General features: G+C 63.0%; 23 protein-coding genes and 1 tRNA gene. 10 read left to right on the top strand and 14 right to left on the bottom strand.

The window, feature by feature from the left end; genetic code table 11:
* The first annotated feature begins 13 nt into the window (after positions 1 to 13).
* Both RVAN_RS00300 and RVAN_RS18515 read left to right on the top strand, forming a co-directional pair.
* The gene (locus tag RVAN_RS00300) at positions 14 to 901 is read left to right on the top strand and encodes a ParA family protein (protein WP_013417756.1); all 888 of its coding nucleotides are present in this window, start codon (positions 14 to 16) and stop codon (positions 899 to 901) included.
* Positions 898 to 1,482 (top strand): hypothetical protein, encoded by a 585-nt coding sequence (locus tag RVAN_RS18515; protein WP_013417755.1) that lies wholly within the window; start codon positions 898 to 900, stop codon positions 1,480 to 1,482. Before RVAN_RS00300 ends, RVAN_RS18515 begins: the two co-directional genes overlap by 4 nt.
* A gap of 80 nt (positions 1,483 to 1,562) precedes the next feature.
* On the opposite strand, the gene RVAN_RS00290 is transcribed toward RVAN_RS18515, so the two are convergent.
* From RVAN_RS00290 to RVAN_RS00265, 6 genes are all read right to left on the bottom strand, one after another.
* The gene (locus tag RVAN_RS00290) at positions 1,563 to 2,264 is read right to left on the bottom strand and encodes an outer membrane protein (protein WP_013417754.1); all 702 of its coding nucleotides are present in this window, start codon (positions 2,262 to 2,264) and stop codon (positions 1,563 to 1,565) included.
* A 269-nt stretch (positions 2,265 to 2,533) separates the two neighbouring features.
* Positions 2,534 to 3,850 (bottom strand): dicarboxylate/amino acid:cation symporter, encoded by a 1,317-nt coding sequence (locus RVAN_RS00285; protein WP_013417753.1) that lies wholly within the window; start codon positions 3,848 to 3,850, stop codon positions 2,534 to 2,536.
* 551 nt (positions 3,851 to 4,401) lie between these two features.
* Positions 4,402 to 7,230: a valine--tRNA ligase gene (locus tag RVAN_RS00280; protein ID WP_013417752.1), complete on the bottom strand. Its 2,829-nt coding sequence runs from the start codon at positions 7,228 to 7,230 to the stop codon at positions 4,402 to 4,404.
* Positions 7,231 to 7,385: 155 nt separating this feature from the next.
* Positions 7,386 to 9,182 carry a DUF2497 domain-containing protein gene (locus RVAN_RS20650; RefSeq protein ID WP_013417751.1) on the bottom strand — a complete coding sequence of 599 codons (1,797 nt, stop codon included), beginning with the start codon at positions 9,180 to 9,182 and terminating at the stop codon, positions 7,386 to 7,388.
* A 110-nt stretch (positions 9,183 to 9,292) separates the two neighbouring features.
* Positions 9,293 to 10,837: a TolC family outer membrane protein gene (locus RVAN_RS00270; RefSeq protein WP_049779149.1), complete on the bottom strand. Its 1,545-nt coding sequence runs from the start codon at positions 10,835 to 10,837 to the stop codon at positions 9,293 to 9,295.
* A gap of 505 nt (positions 10,838 to 11,342) precedes the next feature.
* Complete coding sequence (locus RVAN_RS00265) at positions 11,343 to 12,011, bottom strand: protein-L-isoaspartate O-methyltransferase family protein (protein WP_013417749.1); 669 nt, start codon at positions 12,009 to 12,011, stop codon at positions 11,343 to 11,345.
* 130 nt (positions 12,012 to 12,141) lie between these two features.
* Between RVAN_RS00265 and RVAN_RS00260 the strand changes: the two genes are divergently transcribed.
* Positions 12,142 to 12,215 (top strand) — tRNA-Cys (locus RVAN_RS00260).
* A gap of 42 nt (positions 12,216 to 12,257) precedes the next feature.
* Here RVAN_RS00260 and nikR read toward each other — a convergent pair.
* On the bottom strand, positions 12,258 to 12,683 hold the full coding sequence (gene nikR, locus RVAN_RS00255) for a nickel-responsive transcriptional regulator NikR (protein WP_013417748.1): 426 nt from the start codon (positions 12,681 to 12,683) through the stop codon (positions 12,258 to 12,260).
* Between the two features lie 166 nt (positions 12,684 to 12,849).
* Here nikR and RVAN_RS00250 point away from each other — a divergent pair, with 166 nt between their 5' ends.
* The 5 genes from RVAN_RS00250 to RVAN_RS00230 all read left to right on the top strand — a co-directional run bounded on the left by RVAN_RS00250 (position 12,850) and on the right by RVAN_RS00230 (position 16,573).
* On the top strand, positions 12,850 to 13,617 hold the full coding sequence (locus tag RVAN_RS00250; RefSeq protein WP_013417747.1) for a DUF4198 domain-containing protein: 768 nt from the start codon (positions 12,850 to 12,852) through the stop codon (positions 13,615 to 13,617).
* A 54-nt stretch (positions 13,618 to 13,671) separates the two neighbouring features.
* Entirely contained in the window at positions 13,672 to 14,283 is a 612-nt protein-coding gene (cbiM, locus tag RVAN_RS00245) for a cobalt transporter CbiM (RefSeq protein ID WP_013417746.1), read from the top strand.
* 12 nt (positions 14,284 to 14,295) lie between these two features.
* On the top strand, positions 14,296 to 14,934 hold the full coding sequence (locus RVAN_RS00240; protein WP_013417745.1) for a hypothetical protein: 639 nt from the start codon (positions 14,296 to 14,298) through the stop codon (positions 14,932 to 14,934).
* The gene (gene cbiQ / locus RVAN_RS00235) at positions 14,931 to 15,743 is read left to right on the top strand and encodes a cobalt ECF transporter T component CbiQ (protein ID WP_013417744.1); all 813 of its coding nucleotides are present in this window, start codon (positions 14,931 to 14,933) and stop codon (positions 15,741 to 15,743) included. Before RVAN_RS00240 ends, cbiQ begins: the two co-directional genes overlap by 4 nt.
* Before the next feature lie 164 nt (positions 15,744 to 15,907).
* Entirely contained in the window at positions 15,908 to 16,573 is a 666-nt protein-coding gene (locus RVAN_RS00230) for an energy-coupling factor ABC transporter ATP-binding protein (protein ID WP_013417743.1), read from the top strand.
* A 76-nt stretch (positions 16,574 to 16,649) separates the two neighbouring features.
* On the opposite strand, the gene RVAN_RS00225 is transcribed toward RVAN_RS00230, so the two are convergent.
* Both RVAN_RS00225 and RVAN_RS00220 read right to left on the bottom strand, forming a co-directional pair.
* The gene (locus RVAN_RS00225; RefSeq protein WP_013417742.1) at positions 16,650 to 17,849 is read right to left on the bottom strand and encodes an acetyl-CoA C-acyltransferase; all 1,200 of its coding nucleotides are present in this window, start codon (positions 17,847 to 17,849) and stop codon (positions 16,650 to 16,652) included.
* Between the two features lie 3 nt (positions 17,850 to 17,852).
* On the bottom strand, positions 17,853 to 19,418 hold the full coding sequence (locus tag RVAN_RS00220; RefSeq protein WP_013417741.1) for a benzoate-CoA ligase family protein: 1,566 nt from the start codon (positions 19,416 to 19,418) through the stop codon (positions 17,853 to 17,855).
* A gap of 225 nt (positions 19,419 to 19,643) precedes the next feature.
* Between RVAN_RS00220 and RVAN_RS00215 the strand changes: the two genes are divergently transcribed.
* Complete coding sequence (locus RVAN_RS00215) at positions 19,644 to 20,096, top strand: GNAT family N-acetyltransferase (RefSeq protein ID WP_013417740.1); 453 nt, start codon at positions 19,644 to 19,646, stop codon at positions 20,094 to 20,096.
* Entirely contained in the window at positions 20,093 to 20,542 is a 450-nt protein-coding gene (locus RVAN_RS00210) for an Rrf2 family transcriptional regulator (RefSeq protein WP_013417739.1), read from the top strand. The genes RVAN_RS00215 and RVAN_RS00210 overlap by 4 nt, the downstream gene beginning before the upstream one ends.
* Before the next feature lie 69 nt (positions 20,543 to 20,611).
* Here the strand turns inward: RVAN_RS00210 and fabG are convergent, their stop codons facing one another.
* Genes fabG through bcrC form a run of 5 tightly spaced genes read right to left on the bottom strand, consistent with a single transcriptional unit; the run spans position 20,612 to position 25,956 of the window.
* Entirely contained in the window at positions 20,612 to 21,328 is a 717-nt protein-coding gene (gene fabG / locus RVAN_RS00205; RefSeq protein ID WP_013417738.1) for a 3-oxoacyl-ACP reductase FabG, read from the bottom strand.
* 6 nt (positions 21,329 to 21,334) lie between these two features.
* Positions 21,335 to 22,177, bottom strand: coding sequence for a benzoyl-CoA reductase subunit D (gene bcrD, locus RVAN_RS00200; protein ID WP_013417737.1), 843 nt, complete (start codon positions 22,175 to 22,177; stop codon positions 21,335 to 21,337).
* A gap of 21 nt (positions 22,178 to 22,198) precedes the next feature.
* Positions 22,199 to 23,491: a benzoyl-CoA reductase subunit A gene (gene bcrA / locus RVAN_RS00195; RefSeq protein ID WP_013417736.1), complete on the bottom strand. Its 1,293-nt coding sequence runs from the start codon at positions 23,489 to 23,491 to the stop codon at positions 22,199 to 22,201.
* A gap of 14 nt (positions 23,492 to 23,505) precedes the next feature.
* Entirely contained in the window at positions 23,506 to 24,789 is a 1,284-nt protein-coding gene (bcrB, locus tag RVAN_RS00190) for a benzoyl-CoA reductase subunit B (RefSeq protein ID WP_013417735.1), read from the bottom strand.
* A gap of 3 nt (positions 24,790 to 24,792) precedes the next feature.
* Entirely contained in the window at positions 24,793 to 25,956 is a 1,164-nt protein-coding gene (gene bcrC / locus RVAN_RS00185) for a benzoyl-CoA reductase subunit C (protein WP_013417734.1), read from the bottom strand.
* Positions 25,957 to 25,958 lie beyond the last annotated feature (2 nt).

Below are 25,958 nucleotides of genomic sequence, written 5' to 3'. Positions count from 1 at the left end.
AAGAGAGGGCGCGATGGGCATCCTACTGACAGTCGCCAACCGCAAGGGTGGCGTGGGCAAATCGACGATCACAACCATGCTCGCGCATGGCTTCGCCGCGACGGGCGAGCAGCGCGTGCTTGTCGTGGATCTCGACACGCAGTGCAATTCCTCGATCATCCTGACCGGCGGCGAGAAGTGGGACTGGGCGCGGCGCGAACAGAAGACCATCGCCGACTTCGTCAATGAGCGCTACGACCGCCCGCGCCTGCGCCCGGACGAGTTCATCCTGCACGACGTGGGCGACATCGAAGCGCCGGTGGGCCAGCTCTCGGTGCTCTCCGGCTCGCTCGACCTCGAAGATGTGGAGAACGAGCTTCTGCACAACCGGGCGCGCGCCGGGCAAGACCTGCACGCCGCCGAGCAGGGCATCATTTCGCGGTTCGGCACGATGCTGGAAGATTTCGCCGATGCGTTCGACGTCGTAATTTTCGACTGCCCGCCGGGCCTTTCGTTCTCGGCGCGGGCCGCGCTGCGGATTGCACACAAGGTGATCGTGCCGTTCCGCCCCGACTTCGTGTCGAGCTACGCCATCGACCGGATTTCCACGGTGATCGAAGAAGGCAACGATCTTCACACCGTGCTGTCCGTCCCGAAGGAAAAGCGCCGCTATATAGGGCTCGTGAACTTCTGGCGCGACGGCAATTTCCAACGTCTGCATTACGGCAATGTCGCCGCCGCGCATCCCGTTATGCGCACCGCGATTCCGCAGGACGACGGCATCGCCGAAGCCTTTGAATATCGCGGCGAGCCGCTTTCGCTCGACGAGAAATACGGCTCAGCGGCAAGCGTAGTGCGCGCGCTTTGCGGCGAAACAGTCGATTCGATCATCACGCGTTATGAGCGCGAGGCCGCAGCATGAGTGAGGCGCAGACAAAGGCGCTGCTCCTGAAGCTGCGCGCACTGTTCGACACCATCGCCAAAGAGGCCGCGACGAATCCCGCTTTCGCCCGGCAGGTCGAGGCGTCGCTCCACAGCATCATCGACCGCGCCGCCGCCGAGGCGAACGCAGAAACCATCGCCCGCCGGTTCGCGCCCTCCCGCCGTGCGTCGCCGCCGCCGCCACCGCCATGGGCGTCTCCGGCCCCGTCATATCCGCCCGCATCACCGCCCCGCGCGGTGCCCGCACCGTCTGCGTGGAATCCCCCTCCGTCCCTAGCCAGAGGCACACCGGACAGCCCATCCATGCTGGACGGAGTGACATTCGATCCGCTGGAATGCCACATCGAGGCGGCGGTGATGGGCGGCCGCGAGCAGGAGGCGCGCGCCTTTCTGGGGCGGCTCGACCGTTCGCAGCTCGAAGAGGTTGTGAAGGCGCAGCGCCTGCCCGGTCAGCGGTCGCTGACGCAGGCCATTCGCGATGCGGAGCAGACGTCCGCCGTGAACGCCATCGTGGACAGCGCGGCCGAGCGCGTTAAGCGGCGATTTTCCGCCACCGGGTAAGACGTTTTCGAGCGTCTTACCGATCGCTTGAGGCATGCGACAAGCGGCGTTGGACGCCGCCGCTTGTCATGATGCTCTGTCTACTTCAAAGGCTCGTAGCTCGAACTGTTGCCAAGGCGATAGTTCAGGCCGATCTTGGCGGTGTGGAAGGACGTTTCCGGGCCTTCGATTGTGCTCGCGGCGCCCGATAGATCTTCCTTGCCGAAGTCGACATACTGATATTCGCCCTTCAGCGACCAGTTCCCGGAGACCTTGTATTCAATGCCGGCGCCAGCGGTCCAGCCGGTTCGCGTATCGTCGTTCGAGAACAGCACGTCCGCGTAGTTCATTTTCTGGTTCACGCCGCCATAAGCGAAGCCGCCCGTACCGTAGAGCAGCGTGTTGCCGAAGGCGTAACCGAGGCGGCCGCGCAGCGTGCCGAACCAGTCGGTAGTCTCCTTGCTCGCGTAGTCGTCGGATTTGCCGGTGATCCGCCCGGCCTGAAGGTCGGTTTCGAGGCCGTAGACGAAATTGCCGCTCTGGAAGTTGTAGCCGATCTGGCCGCCGCCGAAGCCGCCGTTAACGTCGCCGCGCGTGGAATCGTCGCTCGCACCCCAGCCGTAGCCGCCGTTGATGCCGACATAGAAGCCTGCCCAGGTGTTGGGCTGAACGATCGGCGGTGGCGGCGCGTATGTGGTGGGCGCGGGTGCGCGGTACATGTCGGCTGCGTTGGCGCCGAGCGGCACCGTGACCGCGGCACCGATGATCGCAAGATAGAGAGACCGATAACGAACTGTATGCATCTTCCGAGAATCCCCCTCAGCGGAGCGCGTCCGAAAAGACCGCTCCCTTGATGTCGGATGGTTAAGAGTTGATGAAAACAACAGCCGAACTTGGGCGATGGCAAGGCACGCGCAAGGTCAAGCGGCGAAAGAGGCGGCGGCGCGGGGCTGAGAGCGTGAACTACAACGCCGAAACTTTAAAGAAAAACAGAGGCATGAGCCGAAGCCTGCCTCCGTCGCGATTGCGTTGCATGCGGGCCGGAATGCCTGCCACCCGCCGACGTTGTACGTCACACCTGGGATCGGCGCGGCTCGACGGCCACCTCCACCGGCCCAGCTTCGACCGGCACGCCGCCATTATCGAGCGCGGCGTGCAATTTCTGAACGTCGAGCTGCCCTTCCCAACGCGCGATGACGAGAGTCGCCACCGCGTTGCCGATGAAGTTGGTGAGTGCGCGGCACTCCGACATGAAGCGGTCGACACCGAGAAGCAGCGCCATCCCCGCGACGGGGATCTCCGGCACCGCCTGAAGCGTCGCCGCGAGCGTGATGAAGCCGCCGCCCGTCACCGCCGCCGCGCCCTTCGAAGTCAGCATGGCGACGCCGAGGATGAGAAGCTCATGCTGTAGCGTTATATGCGTGTTTGTCGCCTGCGCGATGAACAACGTCGCGAGCGTCATGTAGATGTTCGTGCCGTCGAGATTGAAGGAATAGCCGGTCGGGACCACCATCGAAACCACCGGGCGCGATGCGCCTGCCGCCTCCATCTTGCGCATCAACGCGGGCAGCACGCTTTCCGATGACGACGTGCCGAGCACGATCAGCAGTTCCTCGCGCAGATACCGCAACAGCTTGAAGATGTTGAAGCCGACGATTTTCGCGATAATCCCGAGCACGATGCTCACGAACAGGAAGGCCGTGAAATAGAAGGTGAGGATAAGCCCGACGAGATTTCCGAGCGATTGCACGCCGTAAGCGCCGATGGTGAACGCCATCGCGCCGAACGCGCCGACGGGCGCAAAGCGCATGATCATGCCGACGATGCTGAATACGAGGCGTTCCACGAGGCGAATGCCGTTCAGAACCGGCTCGCCATCCTTGCCCATGGCGCTCAGCGCGAAGCCCGTCAGGATCGAGATGAAGAGCACCTGAAGGATTTCGCCGCTCGTCAGCGCCGAGAAGATCGTGTCGGGGATGATGTGGATGAGGAAGTCGACGACCGAGGTGTGGCTGGACTGCGACGTGATCGAAGTCACGGCTTTCGTGTCGAGCGACTGCACATTGACATCGAAGCCGGCGCCCGGCTGGACGGTGCGCGCGACGATCAAGCCGAGAACCAGCGCGAAGGTCGACACCACTTCGAAGTAGATGAGCGCCTTGCCGCCGACGCGCCCAACGCGCTTCACGTCGCCCATTTGGGCGATACCCACGACCACGGTACAGAAAATCACCGGCGCGATGATCATCTTCACCAGCCTGATGAAGGCGTCGCCGAACGGCTTCATCGAAGCGCCGAGATTGGGGTAAAAGTAACCAAGCAAAATGCCGATGGCGACGGCGATCAAAACCTGGACATAAAGTATCTTGTAGAAAGGTTTCTTCTGCATTGGTTTCCGACCGCGCGAACACCGTGCCGGGAAATCTTGTTTCCAGGCGGTTTGTGCCGAGCGGTTCCCGCGAATTCTGTTCGATTGACGTCGTCTGCTGACGGCGCGCTACCCGATCCCTTCGGGCGAAGGGCGCGGCACCCCATACACCTATGTGCGGCGGCTTAACAGTCATAAAAATGCGAACGCCGCATCCTGTTCAGTCAGCTTTTTCTTCGCGGATAAACTTAAGCCAACGAAAAGGGGCGAAACGGGGCTTCCGTCCGCCGAGCCCTGACCAAACCGCAACGGAGCCTTGATGCAAGCGCACCGCCGCTCCGGCCTCGTTCGCCATCCAGAAGCCGGGAGGCGCAATCTTTCTGCGCGGCCGGGCGCGACTCGAATGCGCCGACACGAGTCGGACAGCGCGCGCGACAGAAAATGTCGGCAAAACGCTACAGCCGCTCCGGGCCGCGCACGGCGAGAAGCGAAGATTTGCGAAGCCACAAGTATTCGCCTCAGGACGCAAGCGGGCGGCACCGTCGATGGCGCGCCCCGCGCGGCCGCTCGCGTCAGGCGACGTTGGCAAGCCGCTGAAGCGCCGCCTTGAGCCGCTCGGCGGCGGCTTCGGCCTCGGCGCGGCGCTCGCGGTTATCCTCCAACACTTCTTCGGCCGCTTTCGCCACGAACTGCTCGTTCGCGAAGCGCGCGTCGATCTTGGTGATCTCCGACTCGTGCTTGCCGATCTCCTTCTTCAGCCGCTCCCGCTCCGCCGCGATGTCGATCACGCCCGCCAGCGCCAGCGCCATGGTCGCCTCGCCGAGCACGAACTGCGCGGAGCCTTGCGGCGGTACATCCGCGAAGCCGATGTCCGAAATCCGCGCCATGCGCTTGAGGAACGCCTCGTAGCGGGCCGCGCGCGCCTTCGTGTCGTCCGTCGCGCCGGTGAGCGTCAGCGGCAGGAGCGTCGCGGGCGGCACATTCATTTCGGAGCGTAACGAGCGAATTTCGCTGATGAGGTCGATCACCCAATCGATTTCGGCGAGCGCCTTTGCGTCCGTATCCTTCGCAGGCACTGGCCACGAGGCGAGCGCCAGCAGCGATTCGCGCGCGGGGCCCTCTTCGCCCGTCACCGTCCAGAGTTCCTCGGTGACGAAGGGCATGAACGGATGCAGAAGCTTCAAGATCTCGTCGAGCGCCCAGGCCGCCATCGCCTGCGTTTCGGCCTTCGCGGCTTCGTCCTCGCCCATGAACACGGGCTTGGCGAATTCGAGATACCAATCGCAGAAGCGGTTCCACACGAAGCGATAGACCGCGCCCGCTGCGTCGTTGAAGCGGTATGCCTCGATGGCTTCGGTGACGGCGGCTGCCGTGGCCTGCGCCTCCGCATAGATCCAGCGGTTGAGCGTGAGCTTTACGGCGGCCGGGTCGAAGCCCTCTTTCCGCACGCAGCCGTTCATCTCGCAGAAGCGAGCGGCGTTCCAGAGCTTCGTCGCGAAGTTGCGGTAGCCCTCGATGCGCTGCATGGAGAGCTTCACGTCGCGGCCCTGCGCCGCCATCGCCGCCATGGTAAAGCGCAGCGCGTCGGCGCCGTAATTGTCCATGACGCTCAGCGGATCGACGACGTTGCCCTTCGACTTCGACATCTTTGCGCCCTTCTCGTCGCGGACGAGCGCGTGAATGTACACATCGCGGAACGGCACCTCCTTCTTGAAGTGCAGGCCCAGCATCATCATGCGGGCGACCCAGAAGAAGATGATGTCGAAGCCTGTGACGAGCACCGATGTCGGGTAATAGCGCGCGAGTTCCGGCGTTTCGTCGGGCCAGCCAAGCGTCGAGAACGGCCACAAGCCGGACGAAAACCATGTGTCGAGCACGTCTTCGTCGCGCCATAAGGGGATTGGCCGAACGCCCTCGCGGATCTCGCGGACAATTTCGATCCATGACCCGTTAGGCATTTCGGGAACGACTTCAATCTTCAACTTGTCAAGCTGGAGACCGAGCGGCTCAGCGTGCTTTGTGTAATAATCATAAGCAAGCCTGATAGCTTCCTCCTCGGTCGAAGCCACGGCAATCTCGTTGCCGACCCAAGACGGCATCGGGAAACTCAGGTCCCAAACCGGGTGATACCAGGCCGGGATCTGATGCCCCCACCAAAGCTGGCGCGAAATACACCACGGCTGAATGTTGTCGAGCCACTGGAAATAGACCGTGCGCCAGTTCTCCGGCACGAAGCGCGTCTTGCCCTCGCGGACGGCGGCGAGCGCGGGCTGAGCCAGCGTCTTCGCGTCGACATACCACTGGTCGGTCAGATACGGCTCGATGACGACGTTCGAGCGGTCGCCATAGGGAACCTTCAGCGCGTGCGGCTCGATCTTCTCGACGAGTTCCAGCGCTTCGAGGTCGGCGACGATGCGTTTGCGCGCCTCGAAGCGGTCGAGACCGCGATAAGCCTCCGGCACCTCGTCGTTGAGCGTCCCCGTCGGCGTGAAGATGTTGATCAGCGGCAGGTCGTGGCGACGGCCCACCTCGAAGTCGTTGAAATCGTGCGCAGGCGTGATCTTCACCGCGCCGGAACCTTGTTCCGGGTCGGCGTGCTCGTCGGCGACAATCGGGATTTCGCGACCCACCAGCGGCAGGATCACCGTCTTGCCGATATAGGGCTTCCAGCGCTCATCCTCGGGGTTCACCGCAACGGCCGTATCGCCGAGCATCGTCTCGGGGCGCGTCGTGGCGACGACCACGAACTTCCGTTCGAGGTTTTCCGCGTCCTTGATCGGATATTTGAAATACCAGAGATGCCCCTTCGTCTCGACCGGGATCACCTCAAGATCGGAGATCGCGGTTTGCAGCTTCGGATCCCAATTGACGAGCCGCTTGTCCTTGTAGATCAGGCCATCATTGTAGAGGTCGACGAACACCTTGACGACGGCGCGCGACAGCCCTTCGTCCATGGTGAAGCGCTCGCGCGACCAGTCGCACGATGCGCCAAGCCGCTTCAGCTGGTTGACGATGGTGCCGCCGGAGTGCTCCTTCCACGCCCAGACGCGGCGCAGAAATTCCTCGCGGCCGAGGTCGCGGCGCGACGGCTCCTGCTTCTCCGCCAACTGGCGCTCGACGAGGCTTTGCGTCGCGATGCCCGCGTGATCGGTGCCCGGCTGCCACAGCACGTCGCGGCCGCGCATGCGGTAGAACCGCGCGAGCACGTCCTGAAGCGTGTTGTTCAGCGCGTGGCCCATATGCAGCGAGCCCGTCACGTTCGGCGGCGGAATAACGATCGAATACGGCTCCGCCTTCGGATTGACTTCGAGCGCTTTCCCGGCGCGGAAGGCTTCAGCGTCCTCCCATGCTTTGGACATGCGCGGTTCGATGGCGGCGTGATCGTAAGTTTTTTCCAACATTGGCGTGAGCGCCTGACTTGAATGAGCTTGAAGGTCCGGTAGATGTAGAAAAACGACAAGCGCGCGGCAACCGCTAATGCGGGCCGCGCCGGGTTACCTTGTGCATCGCAGACTGAAAGCCGCGAGGATGCAAGCGAAGGCGAGCCAGCGCTCGCCTATACCTGATCGTCCGGTTTCGGCAAGACGCCGCGCGACGCGATTTCCTCGCGGATGGCGCTTTCGAGGATGCGCGGCATGTTCTCGTTGAGCCACTGCACCAGCATCGGACGCAGCATCTCGCGAACGGCGGCTTCGAGCGGCCCCGTTGCGGCAGGCGGAACTGCCGTGGCCTGAGACGGCGCGGGAGCGGGGGCTGGCGCTTGCGCGGCGACGACCTGCGGCGCGTATGGCGACGGCTCAGTGACAAGTTGCTGCGTATAGGAAGACGGCTCGGCGCCGATGAAGCGGGCCTGCGCAAGCGGCAGCTCCACCTCTTCGCGCGCGGGCTCCGGTTCCCGTTCCGCTTCCGGCTCGGACGCCAGAAAAGCCGAAGCAGGCTCGTCATGCACCGGCGACGCCACCAGCCATGGCGCGAAATCCGGTCGCGGACCGCGCTCCACGGGGGCCTCGAAACGCGGCTCAAACTCCTGTTCGAAATGATCTTGCTCGACGCTCGGCTCGTCGGTCGCGGCTTCGTCGGCCTGCGCTTCTTCCGAGGGGAGATCCTCGGAGCGGGCCTCTTCAATCTCGCGGAAATGCTCCGTCTCGAAGACCGGTTGCTCGGCTTCCGGCTCCTCCACCGGAGTCGTGTCAACAGCCTCGGTCGGTGCGTAGACCGAAGCGTCTTCGGCCTCCTCCGGGGCGTCGTGCGCAATCTCGGGCTCGGAAACAGCGGCGGCGTCGCTGGCCTCCGTCTCGTCGTCCTCGTCTTCGTCCGCATCGCGGCGGAAATCGTGGCGCAACACCTCGTCCAGCAAGCTCGGAAGCGGCTGGCCCGAATTGCCCTCGCTCTGGCGCTCGATGGCGCTGGCGAAGCTTTCGGTCACTTCGGCCTTCCGTTCGTCCTCCAGCGCCGCGAAATCGACTTCGCTGGCCTGCGTGAGTTCCTCGGCGTCCATCGCGCTGACGGCGTCGCGGGCGAGCCGTTCGGCCAGCATGGCCATCGCCGAATCTTCCGGCTCTGCAGCGGTTGCCTCGTGTTCCGGCGCGGTGACGGTCTGAAGCTTTGCCGCCTCCTCGACGCGCGGTTGGATGTCTTGCGGAATGAGCGGCACCGGACCTCCGGCAGGAATGGGCATATGGATGTCTTCGGCCCAGCGCTTCTGCGGCCTCGCGGGAGGCTCCGCGGCGGCGCGCGGCGTCACGGGCGAGGCGGGAGCGGGCGCTGGCGAGCCGGGCATTTCGCGTCGCGACCAGATCGAGCGCGGTGTCGCCTGCGCCGGGCGCGGCTGAGCTTCGCGCGGATCGGCTTCGGTACGGGGTGTTTCGGGGCGATAGGTTTCCTGGCGAGGTGCTTCAGGCTGCGACGTTTCGAGATGCGCGGCGACGCGCTCCATGGGCGGCATGGCCTGCGCGCTCGCGGCCCGAGCGCCAGAGTGCGCTTCCTGCGGGGATGCGACGGCGTGTGCTGCGGGTTCCGGTTCCGCCCGCTCTGCCGCCTGGCAATTCGGCTCAACAGCGCCGTGCCGCAAATCAGACGCGGCGGGCTGTGCGTCAAATCGAGCCCGGTTCAACGCAGGCTGCTCTGGCGCGGACGAGACGGGAGGCGTCGAAGCCGCCGCCCTTTCCACCGGAAAGACGAGTTCCTCGGTGAGGTCGAGAACATCCTCCTCGACGGGCGCTGCGGGAGATCCGGCTGGTGCGGCGCGCGCGCTCTCGGCCGCGGACGGTTTGCCGTCGTCGGCGATAATCGAGCGGATGGAGGCGAGAATCTCCTCCATCGACGGTTCGGGAGCCTGATCTGCGCGGTTCATGCCAATCACCCTATACGAGCGCGCCCGCTTCGTGAGCGGGCGCGTTTGACTTATTCCTTCGAAACCAGCCGCATCAGGCTAGTTTCATCGGAACGGCTACGCTACCCGTTTCACGGGATTTGCGGCAGTTTTTGGGTATAAGCGGGGCCGTCGCCCGAATCCTGGCCCGGAAGGAGGCCCGGATCTTCAACAGGAGCGACGCGTGGGTCTTCCTGGCTTTCAACGGAGGCGCCCCAGCCGTACCACGTATCCTTGACCTGGCTGTAATAGCGGGTGGGATCGTAAAGTTCCGCCTGAAGCGAGATATCGGAGGCAGTAAGGCGTCCCATGCCTGAGAGCACGGAGTAGGACGCGACGACAAGGTCGCGGCGGTAGGACACGAGATTGACCTGCGCGTTCAGGTTCTGCTGCTCGGAGTTCAGCACATCGAGCAGCGTACGCTGGCCGACGCGCTCTTCCTCGCGCACGCCCTGAAGCGCGATCCGCGTGGCTTCGACAGCGGCCTCACCAGCGGCGACGTTGCCCTTCGCGGCGATCAGAAGGCCCCATGCCGAGCTGACCTGCTGGCGGGCAATTTCGCGCGATTCGTCGATCTGCTGGCGGCGTTGGGACAGCGTCTCGATCTCGGCGCGGATGCGGGCTGAAACCTCGCCGCCTTCGTAGATCGGGATGTTGAGTGTACCGACGACGCGCGCATCGTCATACTGGTTGATCAGCGGGCTCTGCGTCTGCGCGCCCTTTGTGTAGCTCGCCTCGACGGCAAGGTTAGGCAGAAGCTCGCCCTTCACCTGCTTGACCTGATGCTGCTGCGCTCGTTCGCGGAACAGGGAAGAGAGAATCAGCGGGTTTTCCGACTGAGCGACAGCGATGGCATCGTCGAGCGTCTTCGGCAGGAGGTTGGTGGCCGGACCGGGATCGCGCAGCGTTCCCGGCGGGTGGCCGATATACTGCGCGAATCGGGCCTGGTCGCCGTAGAGCGTGCCTTGCGCGATAGACAGGTCGGCTTGCGACTGAGCAAGACCGGACTGCGCCTGCGCCACGTCGGTGCGCGTCACCTCGCCGACCTTGAAGCGGTCTTCGGTGGCGCGCAGCTGTTCGGCCAGCACCCGCACGTTGCTCTGGCGGAGGTTCACGATGGCCTGATCGCGCACCACGTCCATATAGGACGTTACCGCGTTGAGGAGCATGGTCTGCTCGGAATTGCGGACGTCCTCGCGGCCTGCTTCGACGGCGGCTTCAGCGCCCTTGATGTTGTTGTAGGTGCGGAATCCGTCGAACACGTTCTGCTGCACCGCGATTCTCGCCGTGCGCGGGCTGTAGACGCCGTTTGAAGCTTCCAAGTTGCTTAGCGTGCCAACCGAAACCGGCGCCAACCCCTGACCAGTAGGATCTATGCTGCAATCCGTATTCAAGCAGGCCGCGAGCGTCCCAGCATCGACGCCGCTGTTGTCATACCGCGTGCGCGTATCGGCGCGGCCGGCCTGAAGCGTGGCGTTGACGCGCGGCCTGTAGCCCGACTTGGCGCGCGCAACCTGGTTATCCGTCGAGCGCAACTGCGCCCTCGCGGCCTTCAACGTCGGATTGTATAGATAGGCGGCCGTTAACGCTTCCTTGAGGCTCTCGGCGCTGACAGGCGCTCCAAACGCAATGCTCAAGGCCAAGGCCGAGCAAAGGGTCCTGGACGCTCTGACGAAACGGGAGGAAAGACGTTGTAACGGCATGGACTGCTTCCGTTGTTCGAACCCGCACCAACGCATGCACCACATCGTAAAACGCGGCACATGGGAGCGTGCCTGCGGAAAGCTATCCATGAGAAGGCATAAGCAAAAGTAAAATCGGTTCGTTGCCTGTGCATTTTAGGAGTTTTTGGCATGCGCCGTTGCTCAGTTGCCGCAGCGGCGATATTTGTGTGACAAGGCGTTACGTTCTACGCAAAACCTGCGACGTATTCTTACAATTGTACCAAACTTCGTAGCGATTCGTTTATCGCTCGGAACAGGTGTCAACTGCGTTGCGGCGAACGATAGATGGCCTGCATTCACCGAATCGATACGCTCTATTGCAGCGACTCAAACATTTGCATCGGTTTGCGGCGCGCTCGTGAGCCGCGCATAGATTTTGCTTATGAGCGTGCAACGGTGAGGCCGTACGCGCCATGCACTAGAATGTGAACTGCGGCTGCGGTTCGAAGCCGGGAAGATAATCTGCGGGCGCGTCGAATAGCGGGCGTCCCGAAACGCTGTCGCCGCTCTTTTCATAAAGCCATGCGCGGCCAAGCCAGCCCTTGCGTACGACGGCAACGAGTCTTCCGCCATCGGCAAGCTGTTCGAGCAAGGTCTTCGGTTCGTCGGCAACCGCGCCATTTACCACGATGAGATCGAACGGCTTTTTCGAGGGCACGCCTTTTTCAAGCGGCCCCGCGTGAACGTCCACGTTGCTCGCCCCCACAAAGGAAAGACGCTTCCTCATAGCCTCGGCGAGCGCGGCCGACGTCTCGAGTGCGTCGACCTTGGCGGCGAGTCGCGACAGGATCGCCGCGCCGTAGCCCGTTGCGCCGCCGACGTCGAGCACGTGATCCTCCCGGCGAGGCTCCGCCGCCTCAAGGAGCCTGGCGAGAACCATCGGCTGAAGAAGATAACGCGCGGGCTCATCGGCCGCGGCTTCCACGGCGAGCACGCCCTCGTCGATATAGGCGAGGTGCTGTCGCTGCTCCGGGACGAACAGCTCGCGCGGCAGCGACGCAAACGCGTCCAGTATGAGCGGGTCGCGCACCCCGTTCGGCCTGATTTGCGATTCGACCATGTGAAGCCGCGCCGTTGCAAAGTTCATCGTCTGCCGTGCCCCGAAAGTTCCTGCGCCGCAATGGGTAACAAAAAATGGCGCGCGTGAACAGAGGAACGAAAGCCGATTGCATGAGCGCTTTTCATGCGGCGTCGATCATGCTACCAAAGCTGTCTGAGGCCACGTGGCGGAGTGGTGACGCATCGGACTGCAAATCCGCGCACCCCGGTTCGATTCCGGGCGTGGCCTCCACCTCCTTTAGCCATTTGGATATGCCCCCGCCGGTCGACATGATTAGTCGTGGTGATGGCGTTTGGGCATGTCGTCCGGGACGATGTGCAGATTGCCGTGCCGCACCCCGGTCTCCGCGATGGTGGCCTCCGCAAGCTTGCGGACATCGTGCGTGTTTCCCTTGAGCAAGGCGACCTCAAGGCAATTCTCATAATCGAGATGAACGTGGAGCGTCGAAAGCACGAGATGATGATGGGCGTGCTGCGTCCGGGCCAGCCGGCGCGATAATTCACGCTGTTCGTGATTGTACACGTAGGAAAGACAGGCGATGGCGTTTTCCGCTTTGTCTTCGGAGAGCTTCTCCTGCTCAAGCTTGTCGCGCAGAAGATCCCGGATCGCCTCCGACCGGCTGGCATAGCCCTTCTTGTCGAGATATCTGTCGAAATGCCCGAGCAGATCCTCATCAAGAGAGATCGTCACTCGTTCCATCCGTCGTCCTCCTGTGGTCTTTCAAGCTGAGCATAAACCATATGCGCTTCCAGCGCGTCACCATATCCAGCGGATGAACGGCTCGGATTCCCCCAACGTCGCGTTGACTACCGATAATGGGTGTGAACAATGATAAATGCTTCATAACTCATACGAGGGGGACTTCATGCGTTTTCCTGCGGGTCTCGCCGCAACTTCGGTTGCCGCGCTTCTGCTCTTTTCGGCCGCTGCGCATGCGCATTTTCAGGAGCTTCTGCCGTCCGCCGACATCGTTCCCGATGAGGGCGATCGCAAGGTCAAGCTGCAGGCCGTGTTCACCCATCCCATGGAAGGCGGCCCCAACATGGATATGGGACAGCCGCAGCAATTCGGCGTTCTCGCGGACGGCGAGAAAGTGGACCTGAAATCTTCGCTGAAGCCCGTCGAGGTTTCTGGCAAGAAAGCGTTCGAAGCCACCTATCAGATCAAGAAGCCCGGCGACTATGTGTTTTTCCTTGAGCCCGCCCCCTATTGGGACGAGGGCGAGAAGCACTTCCTGATCCATTACACGAAGGTTGTCGTCGACTTCGGATCGGGCGAGGGCTGGGACAAGCTCGTCGGCTTCCCGGTGGAAATCGAGCCCTTGAGCCGCCCCTACGGTGTGTGGACGGGCAACCTTTTCCGCGGCGTGGTCCGCAAGGACGGCAAGCCGGTGCCCGGCGCTGTCGTCGAGATCGAATGGGCGAATGACGGCTCGGTGAAGGCCCCCTCCGATCCATTCGTAACCCAGGTCGTCAAGGCCGACGACAACGGCGTGTTCGCCTACGCCATTCCGAAAGCCGGCTGGTGGGGCTTCAACGCCCTTATCGACGGCGAGACAAAGGGGCCGGACGGCAAGCCCGCCGAGGCCGAACTCGGCGGCACGATCTGGGTCAAAGCGGTCGATATGAAGTGAGTTTGGCGACGGGACGCACACCGACTGCGTCCCGTTCTTACCCGGAGCGTGACCATGGCTCATATTCCCGATGGCGTCCTGTCCGCCCCGGTTCTGATCGCGGGCGCGGCCGTCAGCCTCGCGGGCTGCGGCTACGCGCTTCGCCACCTCGATGAGGAACGCATTCCCGAGGTCGCCATCCTTGCGGCGGTGTTCTTCGTCGCCTCGCTCGTGCATTTCCCGGTCGGCCCGACTTCCGTCCATCTCATCCTGAACGGGCTGACGGGCATTTTGCTCGGATGGGCGGCGTTCCCGGCCATAGCGGTCGCCTTGCTGTTGCAGGCCGTTCTCTTCGGGTTCGGCGGCCTCGTGGTGCTCGGCGTCAACATCATGAACATGGCCGTGCCAGCGGTTCTGTGCGGCTACCTCTTTCAAGCGGTCGCCGGAAATGGCGCGAACCGCCAGCGCGTGCTCTGGGGCGCCGGACTGGCGGGCGGTCTCGGCGTTCTCATCACTGCTATCCTTGTGGCTGCGGTTCTCGCCCTGTCCGGCAGGGAGTTTCTGGCCGCTGCCAATCTCGTGGTGGTGGCGCATGTGCCGGTCGCCCTGATCGAGGCGGCTTTCAGCGTCGCGGTGATCGGGCTTCTATCCAGGGTCAAGCCGTCGCTGCTCGGCTTTCAGGCATAGGGGATCACACGAATGACGAGAGTTTCGATTCCCGCCCTTGTCGCCGTCATGCTTCTGATGTTCGGGGGCGTAGCGGAGGCGCACAAGCTCAAGGTGTTCGCCACAGCAACAGGCGCGGCGATCGAGGGTTACGCGTATTTTGGTACGGGCGGCCGGGCGCGGCAGTCGTCCGTCACGGTAGCAAGCCCGGACGGAACGGTTCTCGGCAAGACGACGACCGACGACGAGGGGAATTTCCGCTACGAGGCCACGCGCCGGGTCGATCATGTCATCACCGTTGATGGGGGAGATGGCCATGTCGCGAGCTACACCGTCGCGGCCGACGAGTTGCCGCAAACCTTGGCCAGCGGCGGCGACGCAGCCGCAGCGAAACCTTCGGCCGAGCGGACAGGCGTACCAGTCGCGGCTGCCTCCGCCGTTTCCCGAACTGGCGAAGATACGGATCTCAAGGCTTTCATCGACCAAAGCATCGCCCGCCAGATCCGCCCGTTGCGCGAACAGATCGACGCGTATCAGGAAAAGATCCGGTTGCACGACATCCTCGGCGGTCTCGGTTACATCCTGGGCCTCGGCGGCCTTGCCTTCGGTCTTGCTCAGCGGCGAAAGTGGGTGCGCGGCGGCGCTTCCGATGTGACGAGGGACGCGCAATGAGCCTCGCGGGAGAGCAGACGGGCGCGGTGAACGAGGGCTGCTGCGACGGTGCTGTCGCTCTGGCCGGTTCGCGGTCGGGCGGCGATCAGCGGAACTTCGTCCAATCCGTCGATCCGGGCCTTCGCCTCCTCGTATGCGCGGTCTTCTGCCTCGTCGTCGTGAGCCTGAAGAGCCTCACCGCGCTTTCGCTCGCGCTCGGGATAGCGACGCTCGCGGTTGCGGCTGCCCGGCAGAGCCCCGGAACCGCGCTCCGACGCATGGCCGCGCTCGACGGTTTCATGCTGATGGTGCTGGCGATGCTGCCATTCTCCACGCCGGGAGAGCCTTTGTTCTCGGTCGCCGGACTGCCAGCCAGCCGCGAAGGCGCGCTTCTCGGAGCAATGATCCTCCTGAAAGCGAACGCCGTCGTGCTGATGATCCTCGCGTTGCTTTCGTCCATGGAGCCCGCGCTCCTCGGCCGCGCAATGAACCGCCTGCGCCTGCCGAGCAAGTTCGTTCTCCTGTTTCTCTTCACCCTGCGTTACATCGACGTTCTCGGACGTGAGTACCGGCGGTTGCGCGTCGCCATGAAAGCGCGCGGGTTTCGCATGCGGTGCGACCTGCATACGTGGCGAAGCATCGGCTATCTCGTTGGCATGCTGCTTGTGCGGAGCATCGAACGCTCGGAGCGGATAGTCGCCGCGATGCGGTGCCGTGGCTTCAACGGGACGTTTCCCGCCCTTTCAGAAAACGCCCCGCTTTCGTTGCGCGATGGAGCCTTTGCCGGACTGTCTCTCGGCGTGTGCCTCGGCCTCGCACTCGTGCAGTGAATTTTACATTTGATCCACACCAGCTGGTGGCACCATAATCAAATGTAAAATAGAAACTGCACTAGAATCAATTGGTTGCTGGTGCTCTTGAGGCGCATACGTTTGGATGAGAGCGTGCGGCAAAAGGGATCAAACGTATGCGCCAGAGCGCTAGTAGGTCGCCTATGAGCCCGGAACTGCTGCGTCTCTCCGGCGTGAGCTTCGCCTACGACAGGGAACGCCCCGTGCTTCGCGGCGCCGATTTCGTGTTGCATGCGGGCGAACGCGTCGCGGTGACGGGGCCGAACGGCGCGGGCAAGACGACATTGCTGCATGTGATGGTCGGCCTCGCCAAGCCATCGGCGGGAACGATAGAGGCGTTCGGCAAGATCAGGACCAGCGAGGGTGATTTCCCGGAAGTCCGCCGCCGCGCGGGCCTGTTGTTTCAGGACGCCGACGACCAGCTTTTCTGTCCGACCGTTGCGGAGGATGTCGCTTTCGGCCCGCTCAACCTCGGTAAATCCCGCGCCGAAGCCCGCGAGATCACGCGCCGCACGCTCGATCGCCTTGGACTTCAGGGGTTCGATGAGCGGATCACCTACAAGCTTTCGGGCGGCCAGAAGCGGCTTGTCGCGCTTGCGGCGGTGCTCGCGATGGAGCCGGAGGTTCTGCTTCTCGACGAGCCGACAACTGCCCTCGATACCGAGACCGAGGAACGGATGGTCGACATTCTGAACAGCCTGCCGCAGGCCATGGTTATCGTCTCCCACGACCGCGATTTTCTTGCGAAAGTCGCGAACCGATGGGTGAGGCTTGAGAACGGCGCGCTTCGTGAGGCCGCTTCGGCATAGGGTGAGCGCCGTACGGGCCTTCGACTGATGAGCATGCGCAGGCAGGGTGTTGCGCGCCTTGCCACGCCGCCGCGCGTCAGGCCCGTTCAAGGACGGCGGCGATGCCCTGCCCAACTCCGATGCACATCGTGACGAGCGCATAGCGGCCGCCGGAGCGCTGCAACTGCCGCGCTGCGGTCAGCATGAGCCGGGCACCGGATGCGCCGAGAGGATGGCCGAGCGCGATTGCGCCGCCGTTCGGATTGAGGCGGCTGTCGGATGGGTCGAGCGTCATGAGGCGGCAGCACCCGATGACCTGCGTGGCGAAGGCCTCGTTGATTTCGATCACGTCCATATCGGCCAGTGTAAGGCCCGCGCGTTCGAGGGCCTTCGCGGAAGCGGGCACCGGACCGACCCCCATGATGCGGGGCGGCACGCCTGCAACCGCCGCCGCGCGCACTATCGCGAGAGGTTCGGCACCCGCCTTCTCGCCCGCGCTGCGACTTCCGATGAGAAGCGCCGCCGCGCCGTCATTGATACCGGACGAGTTTCCCGCCGTCACGATGCCGCCTTCAGCCAGCGGCTTCAGCCGGGCGAGCGTTTCGCGCGTGGTCTCGGGGCGCGGATGTTCGTCGGATGAGACCCTGATCGCTTCGCCGCGCCTGCCGGGGATCTCCACGGCTACGATCTCGCCTTCGTAGAAGCCTTCCTTCACGGCGCGTGCGGTCTTCTCCTGCGAGGCGAGCGCGAAAGCGTCCGCCTCGGCGCGCGAGATGCCGAGGTCGTGCGCGATATTGTCCGCCGTCTCGGGCATGGAGTCATTGCCGTAAGTCGCGACCAGCCGGGCATTCACGAACCGCGCGCCGATGGTCGTGTCGTAAATCGCGGTATCGCGCCCGTAAGCGGCCTGCGGCTTCGCGATAACGAAAGGCGCGCGCGTCATCGACTCGACACCGCCCGCCACAATCAGCTCCGCGTGGCCGAGCGTGACGGCGCGCCCGGCGTCAATCACCGCGTTCATGCCGCTGCCGCAGAGCCGGTTCACCGTCGCGCCGCCAACCTCTTGCGGCAGCCCCGCGAGAAGCGCCGCGTGTCGGCCGACGTTGCGCGCGTCTTCGCCCGCCTGGCAGGCGCAGCCGAGGATGACGTCTTCCACGTCCGCGGCGTCAAAGGGCGACGCAGCGAGCGCGGCGCGAATGACGTGCGCCGCCATGTCGTCGGGCCGGACGGCTGCGAGCGCGCCCGCGTGACGGCCAATAGGCGTGCGCAAGCCGCCATAGATGTATGCGTCGCGCATCCGCTATTCCTCCGCGCGCAAACGGTAGCGCTGGATCTTGCCGGTCGCGGTCTTGGGCAGACTGTCCACGAAATGGAAACGGCGGGGAAATTTATAGGGCGCGAGTTTCGTCTTGCAGAAGGTGCGCAGTTCGTCTTCCAGCGCTTCGGTCGGTCTTGCCTCGTCGTTCAGCACGATCCAGGCCTCGGGCTTGACGAGCCCTTCCCCATCCGAGCGGCCGACCACCGCCACCTCGAAAACGGTCGGGTGTTCGATAAGCGTCGATTCGATCTCGAAGGGCGAACACCAGATGCCGCCGACCTTCAGCATGTCGTCCGAGCGGCCGCAGTAGAAGAAATAGCCGTGTTCGTCGCGATAGTACGTGTCGCCGGTGTTGATCCATTCGCCGAGCATCGTCTCGGCGGTCTTCTCGGGGTTTCGCCAATAGTATTTCGCCATCGACAGCCCCTTGATGAAGAGACGCCCCGTTTCGCCGGTCGGCACGGTGCGGCCCGCCTCGTCGACGACCTTGGCGTCGTAGCCCTCCACGACAAGGCCACTAGAACCGGGTTTGAACTGGCCGACCCGGTTCGAGATGAAGATGTGAAGCGCTTCCGTGGAGCCGACGCCGTCGAGGATGAGCGTCCCCGTGTGCTCACGCCACCGGCGGAATATATCGGCTGGTAGCGCCTCGCCCGCCGATACGCACATGCGCAGGGACGACAAGTCAGGCGTCACATTTTCCAGCGCCTGAAGCTGGGCTGCGTAAAGCGTGGGCACTCCAAAAAACAGGGTCGGGCGGAACGTCTCGATGAGAGCGAAGGTGTTCGACGGCGTCGGCTTCTCGTCGAGCAGAACGGCGGTGCCGCCGACCCAGAGCGGAAATGTCATCCCGTTGCCGAGCCCGTACGCGAAAAACAGCTTCGCAGCCGAAAAGAACACATCGTCCTCTCCTGCGCCGAGCGTTCGCACGCCGTAGAATTCACTCGAAACGACCATGTCGCGTTGAAGATGAACCGCGCCCTTCGGATTGCCCGTCGAGCCAGACGAGTAAAGCCAGAAGCATTCATCGGTGGGCGAAGCCTCGACGGCGGCGAACTCGGTGGAATACGGGGCGATCCGGTTGGCAAGCGTGTCGCCTTCGTCCGCGATTTTCAGGACAAGGCCCGGCCGGTGCGGAATACTTGCGAGCGCCGCCTCGACTTCGCCCGCATATTCCGGCGAATAGATGAGCCCGGCACATGCCGAATTTTCGATGATGAAGGCGTAATCCTTCGCGCGCAGAAGCGTATTGACGGGCACAGGCACAATACCGGCCTTGATCGCCCCCCAGAAGATGAAGAAGAACTCGACGCTGTCCTTCACGATCATGAGGACGCGTTCGCCACGGCCGACTTGAGCCGCATCGAGGAAGTTCGCGGTCTGGTTCACACCCTCGAAAAGCTCGCGATAGGTGGTGTCTCCCTTCCGCGTCCGCACGGCGACCTTCGTCGCCTTACCCTCGCGAAGGTGCCGGTCGATGAACTCCGAAGCGACATTGAAAACCGGCGGAAACGCGATCTCCTCCCCAGCCACGACCAACAGTCCCATCTCCCACCTCTTCCTCTGGCGCGTTTGCGCTTTCATCCCGGCATTTTTTTCTGACCGGTTCGTCCCGCTTGGGCGTATAAGGTAAACCGGTACTGTTTTACCGTTTTAGGTAAAGCTATTATCAACTTCTTGTCAAGTCCGCGATTCAAGCGCAAATCGGTACGATAATGACACGTTGTCCGAAACGGCAAAGGTTGCCGAGGGAGACGGAAGGGAGACGGAGCGATGGCGGAAGAACAGCATTTCATTATTCGCCCGGCCTGTGCCGCCGATATCGAGCCTATCATTCGCCTCGATGCTGCCGTTACGTCGACGCCGAAACCGGCCTATTGGGAAGCGCTCTTCAAGGATTGTCAGTCGCGGCGGAAGCAGCATTTCCTTCTCGTCGCCGTCAAGGACGATATCCTGCTCGGTTTCATCGCCGGAGAAATCCGCGCCTGGGAATTCGGCTCGCCGCCGTGCGGCTGGGTCTTCGCAATCGCGGTCGATCCGAACACGCGGCTGTCGGGCATGGGCGCCGACCTTTTCCAGGCAATCTGCGACGCCTTTCGCCGCGCGGGCATAACAAAGGTTCGCACCATGGTCGCTCGCGATGCGCAGCTTGTCATGTCGTTCTTCCGCGCACAGGGAATGATGGCCGGGCCGTTTGTGGAACTTGAGAAGGATCTCGACGAATGAGGCTTCAGGTCGCGACACGGCACGCCATTTTTTCGGTTCTGGAACTCGCTGCGCAGCCTCATCGCCAAATGTCGGCGGTCGACATCGCGGAGAAATACGCCATCTCGCCCAACCACTTGGCGAAGGTTTTGCGCACGCTCGGCCGTGAGGGGATCGTCGATGCTTCGCGCGGCGTCGGCGGCGGCTATCGCTTTGTCGGTAATCCTAAGCGGCTGACCTTGTTCGATATCATCGCCATTTTCGAGCCCATCGGACCGACGACCGGCGGCTTCGAGGCGGGCGACGACACGAGCGAGGGTCAGGCCCTGCGCCTCGTGATGAACGAGATCGAGGACACCGCGCGCGCGACGCTATCCTCGATCACCATCGACACGATGTTGAAGATCGCCCGTCGCAGCAAGGGGGCGTCCATCGAAACCGTCATTCGCCAGGCGGCGGGGCAATAGATCAGCCTGCGTGAAGATGAAATTTACAGCGTCGCGTCGCAAATCGGGCGCGGCACGACGCTATAGCGCTCAGATATACTGACCTGCATCGACCTTCAGCACCTGCCCCGTGATGAAGCTGGCGCGGTCCGACAGGAGAAACAGCACAGCGTCCGCGATGTCGTCGACGCCGGGCAGCTTTTTCAGCGCGCTTTCGTCGAGCGCCTTGCGACGCACGTCTTCGGCGAGCGCGAGCGTCATTTCGGTCAGCACCATGCCGGGCGCGACGGCGTTCACGGTCACGCCCTTCGGTCCAAGCTCGCGGGCTGCGGTTTTCGTCAGGCCGACGAGGCCCGCCTTGGAGGCAGCATAATTGGCCTGCCCGAACTTTCCGCGCAGGCCATTGATCGAAACGACGTTCACGATGCGCCCGAACCCTTGCGCGCACATCGCCGGAGCAACCGCGCGGAGCATCATGAATGCGCCCGTCAGGTTCACGTCCAGCACGCCTTGCCACTCCTCGTCGCTCATCTTCATCAGCGAGCGGTCGCGCGTGATACCCGCATTGTTGACGAGGAGGTCCGCCGGGCGATCGAGCGAGCCGACCGCCGCCGCAACCGCCGCACTGTTCGCGATGTCGACGGCGCGGAAATCCATGCCCGTCAGTTCGCCTTCGGTGCGGTCGAAGACGACGACACGTGCGCCGCCCGCCTTCAACCCTTCGGCAATGGCACGTCCGATGCCGCGCGACCCGCCCGTCACGATGGCGGTGCGCCCCACGAACGCCTCGTTTTTCTTTTGTGCCATGATCGATCAGGCCGCGACCGCTTCGAGGCGTGACAGCTTCTGATGCCGGAATGCACCCCACAGCGCGCCGCCGACGGCCCCGGCATAGATCGAGTCCGGGTGGCTTTCCGCCACGAGCGCGACCTTCTCCTTGACGAGCGCCTCGTTCAGCGCCGCAACGAGCCCCGTGTCGAGCGCGAGACCGCCCGTCATCTGCACCACGCCATCCGTCGAGCCGATGGATTTCAACAGCTTGGCGAGCCTCACCGCCATGGACACATGAATGCCCTTGAGGATATTCGCCGCTGAAATTCCGCGCGACACCATGTTGATGACGTCGGTTTCCGCGAGCACTGCGCAGATCGAGGATACGCGTTCGGGGTTGTCGGCCTGCTGAGACAGCATGCCAATCTCGTCGTGCGCGATGCCGAGATAGCGCGCGATGTTCTCCAGAAACTGACCCGAGCCCGACGCGCACTGACTCGTCATCTTGTAGTTCAACACCTTTCCGCCGCCGTCGATGCGGATAGCGCGGCCGTTGAGAGCCCCGATGTCGAGCACCGAGCGGGCTTCCGGGTTGAGGTACACGGCGCCTCGCCCATGCGTCGTCATCGAATAGAAATGCCCCGTCGCGAAGCGCAAGTTTTCCGCGTCGCCGGTCGAGGCGACATAGGCCACGTCGCCCGCGGAAACGCCCGCCTTCGCAAGCATTGCGTCGTAAGTCTCGGCCGCCAGCGCGAAGGGATCGCGGCTCCTTATCCGCGCGTACTCCTTGCCGAGCCAACGCGTCTTTTCACCATCGACCTCGAACAGCACCGTCTTGACGCAGCCCGAACCAATGTCCACGCCCGCTGTAATGATAGCACTCATGATCTCGTCCTTTCGGCTGGCTCAGTTCAGGACCGCGCGCACGGCAAAGGCCGCGCCGCCAAGCGCCCCGGTGTAGATGGAGTCCGGATTGATGTTGATCTGCACGTCGCCGTAGTTTTCCTTGATGAGCTTCCGCAGTTCGCGCACCGCAGCCTCATTCTTCGCGACGCCACCGGTGAAGGTGAACTGGTCCTTCACGCCACCGGCTCGCGACAGGATCGACATGGCGCGCAGGATGATCGCCCGGTGCAGCCCCGCGAGGATGTCCTCGCGCTTCTCGCCAAGCGCGAGGCGGTCGCGAAGCTCGGCGCCTGCGAACACGGTGCAGGTGGAGTTGATGCGCACCTGCTTCGTCGACTGCATGGCGAGCGGCCCGAGTTCCTGCAGCCCCATGTTCATCTCGTCCGCGATATAGCCGAGGTAGCGCCCGCAGCCCGCCGCACAGCGGTCGTTCATCTGGAAGTTCTCGACGATACCCGCAGGATCCACCTGGATGCCCTTCGTATCCTGTCCGCCGATGTCGAGCACGGTGCGGGTTCGCGGATACATAATGTGCGCGCCGAGCCCGTGGCAGAGGATTTCCGAGCGGATGTGCTCCTTCGGGAAAGGAAGGCGCACGCGGCCGTAACCCGTGCCGACGACGTAGGTTTCCTCAAGCGGGATGGAGAGGGCGGCCTTCACCGGCGCGGCGATCAGCGACTGATCGAGCGATCCCATTTCCAGCGCGCGGACGAACTTGCCTTCGATGTCGCCCGCGGGTGGGCGGTTCTCCACCTCAATGATCGACTTGTCGTAGATGTTGAGAATGAGGTCGAAGGCGAGTCCCGCCTCGCGGCAAACCGCCTCGCCGTTGTGCATGAAATCGCCGCCCGCGAGGTCGCGGAAAAAGTCGGACTTGCGGCGGAAGCCCGGCGCGAACTGCGTCGCGGAGTGCTCGCGAAGCCGCCGGAACGTCTCCGCCAGCGCTTCAATGACGGGCTTTTCGCGCCCGGCGAAGCGCGGACCCTTCACGTTGCCGATGCAGGTGCGCTCCAGATCTTCGAGCTGTTCGACGAACTGGATGTGACGGAAATTCCGCTCAAGACCGGCGAGGACTGCTTCTGCGGTGTCCGCCGTTCCGGGCACGGCTTCGAGAGCGCGGCGGAACAGTGTCAGCCGTGTATCGACGAGCGCCTCCTGCTTCGAGACCGCAGCGGCGGTGTCGTAATTGGAGCGCGAGTTGGTGATGCCGCGCCCAAGCACATTCTGGTTTTCGTCCATGACCACGGCTTTCGTGGTGGTGGAACCGAGGTCGATGCCGATGAAGCAACGCATGATGGTGTCCTTCCTTACGCTGCCTTGGCCGAGCCGAGACGCTTCTGTTCGATCATCTGGAAATAGCTTTCCAGACGGTTCTTCACGTTCGCCGCCGAGAAATAGCGGGGATCGACCAGATCAGTTTCGATGAACGCGCCGGGTTTGCCGGTACGCCGCTCGACCTCGTTCATCATCATGAGCTGACCGGCGGAGAAACTGTTGCAGCTCTTGATCGAGTTGATGAGCAGTCCATCCGCCTCGTATTCCTCGATATACTTCGCGAGGATGTCGACGCGCGTCGGGAGATTGCGGTTCGTGTAACAGCCGAGGCAGTAATCCGCGAGTGTTTCGAGTGGGTTATCCGCGTTGTGGCGAAAGCCCAGGTCGTACATCCCGCCGACCTTGGTGTAGCTCGATGCAACGACGACCGCGCCTTCGTCCGAAAACATCTTCCAGAACTCGCGGAAGTGGGTCCAGTTCGGCGGTCCTTCGACCACGAGCCGATAGCGCTGATCGTTGAAGTTCGATCCGTCGGGAGTGATCGGCCCCTGACGCGTATCGATGCGGGCCTGCACTTCCGTGCGCAACGCGTCGTAATAGGCGATGGCGTCGGGCGTGCCGCGAAAGGCGGTGAAGATCGGCCCGATATAGTAGACGCCGCCGAAATAGGCGTCGATGGGCGACGGCTTGTTCTTGCCGGATTCCAGCACCCAGACGAGGTTGTCTTCGGCCTTCGCCGAGTTACGCAGTGCTTCGCGCAGGCGGTCGATGTCGAACTTGATGCCCGACACCTGCTCAAGCCCCGGAATGATGACTTCCTTCAGTTGCTTGACGATGTAGTCGCGCATGTTCTTCGTTGAATGCCCGTCGCCCTCATACGGCACATGCAGCATCAGCGTGGGGCACTTGTATTCCTCGCGCAGAAGCTCAAACCACTTCATGAAGGTGTAGCAGCCCGTATAGGAGAGCAGCAGCACGTCCGGCTTCGGGAAGGGCTTGCCGTTCGGTGCGATGTTGCCCGCGCCCATCATGCCGATATCCGCCTTTACATAGGTGCAGACGTCTTCGGAATGGCCCGACTTCTCGGCATCCATGATGTAGTTGCCCGACAGCTTCCTCATGCCGTTCTGGATCGCGTTGATCTCGGGCAGATTGTTCACGATGTCGAAGCAGAGCAGCAGTTCATTAAGATTGCCCGGCACGAAGGTGGACGAGACCTTGCGGCCCGTCTCATGCTTCGAGGTAATGGCCTCATAGTTGCGCGCGATCATCTCCTTCTGGAGGAGCATCGACGGTTCCTTGACGATATCGCTCATGTGTCAGCTCCAAAGCTTGATGGAATCGGCGAACGTGCCGGCTTGCTCGCGAACCGGCTGCATCTGCCCGGAATTCTCGGCGTATTTGAACGAGATGTGCGGGATGCCCTCCTCGGTGAGCTTCTTGCAGATCATCGGGCGGTCGAGCAGGGCGGGGTCGCAGAAGCTCGGCGTCGCGTAGATCACGCCTTCCGCGCCCGCTTTGCGGATCTGATCGACGTGAAACTTGCCCTTCTCGCCTTCGCGCGGGACGTATTTGCACGACGTTTCGACCGAATGAGCGATGTAAGCGGTGGCGAGCGCTTCGAGTGGATCGATGTCGAGCGCTACGTCTTCGGTAAGGAACCGATTGACGAGGATATAGTCGTCCTCGACCACGTAGCAGCCTGCCATCTCGATGGACTTGATGAGGTTCAGCGGCGGCTGCTCGCAGAAGGAGCCGTAGATCGCCACGCGGACGTTGTCGCGCTTCGGCCGATCTTCCTTCTCGGCCGCCGCCATGTAGTCGAGCAGAAGCGCGTTATGCTCCGCTACGTCGATCATCAGCCCGGCCCGCATCAGCAGATAGACTTCCGACGTCGGCGCCTTCCAGGGCTGGCGCGCACGGAACGCGTAGAGCTGGCGCACGAGACGGCGGTTCTCGTTGTAGAGCGCAATGGAGCGCCTGAGATCGTCGTCGCTGATTTTCCGGCCCGTGAGCGTCTCCAGCCCGTCGCGCATCTCCTGCAATTCGGTCACGTAGTAGCTGCCGCCGATTTCAGGATCGAAGTTCTGCGGCGTATCGAAGAACTTGGTCCAGACGTTCGGGAACATGATCTTCCACATGCCCGACAGATTGCGGATCACGTCGCAGACGAACGGGAAGATCATGCCGTCCACGAAGTCGAGGCGCTTCGTCATGCCGAGTTCGACGGTCGAGCGCGGGATGCGGCAGATATAGCTCTGGTAGAAGGCATCGCCGTGGATGACTTCCAGCTTGTCGCCGCCGCCGAACAGGCCGAGCGGCAGGCAACCCGCCGCGTGGATCAGTTCGAGCGGCGCGTACAGCGGCAGGAAGCCGACCACTTTGCGACCGGGGACCGCGTCCTTCCAGGCGCGCGCGGCGGTAAAGTCCAGATCCTCGAAGATGGCTTCGCAGCGAGAAACAATTTCAGCTGTGGTCGTCATGA

It is taken from the genome of Rhodomicrobium vannielii ATCC 17100 (genome assembly GCF_000166055.1).
Lineage (GTDB): Bacteria > Pseudomonadota > Alphaproteobacteria > Rhizobiales > Rhodomicrobiaceae > Rhodomicrobium > Rhodomicrobium vannielii.
This window is presented reverse-complemented; position numbering and strand designations above follow the sequence as displayed.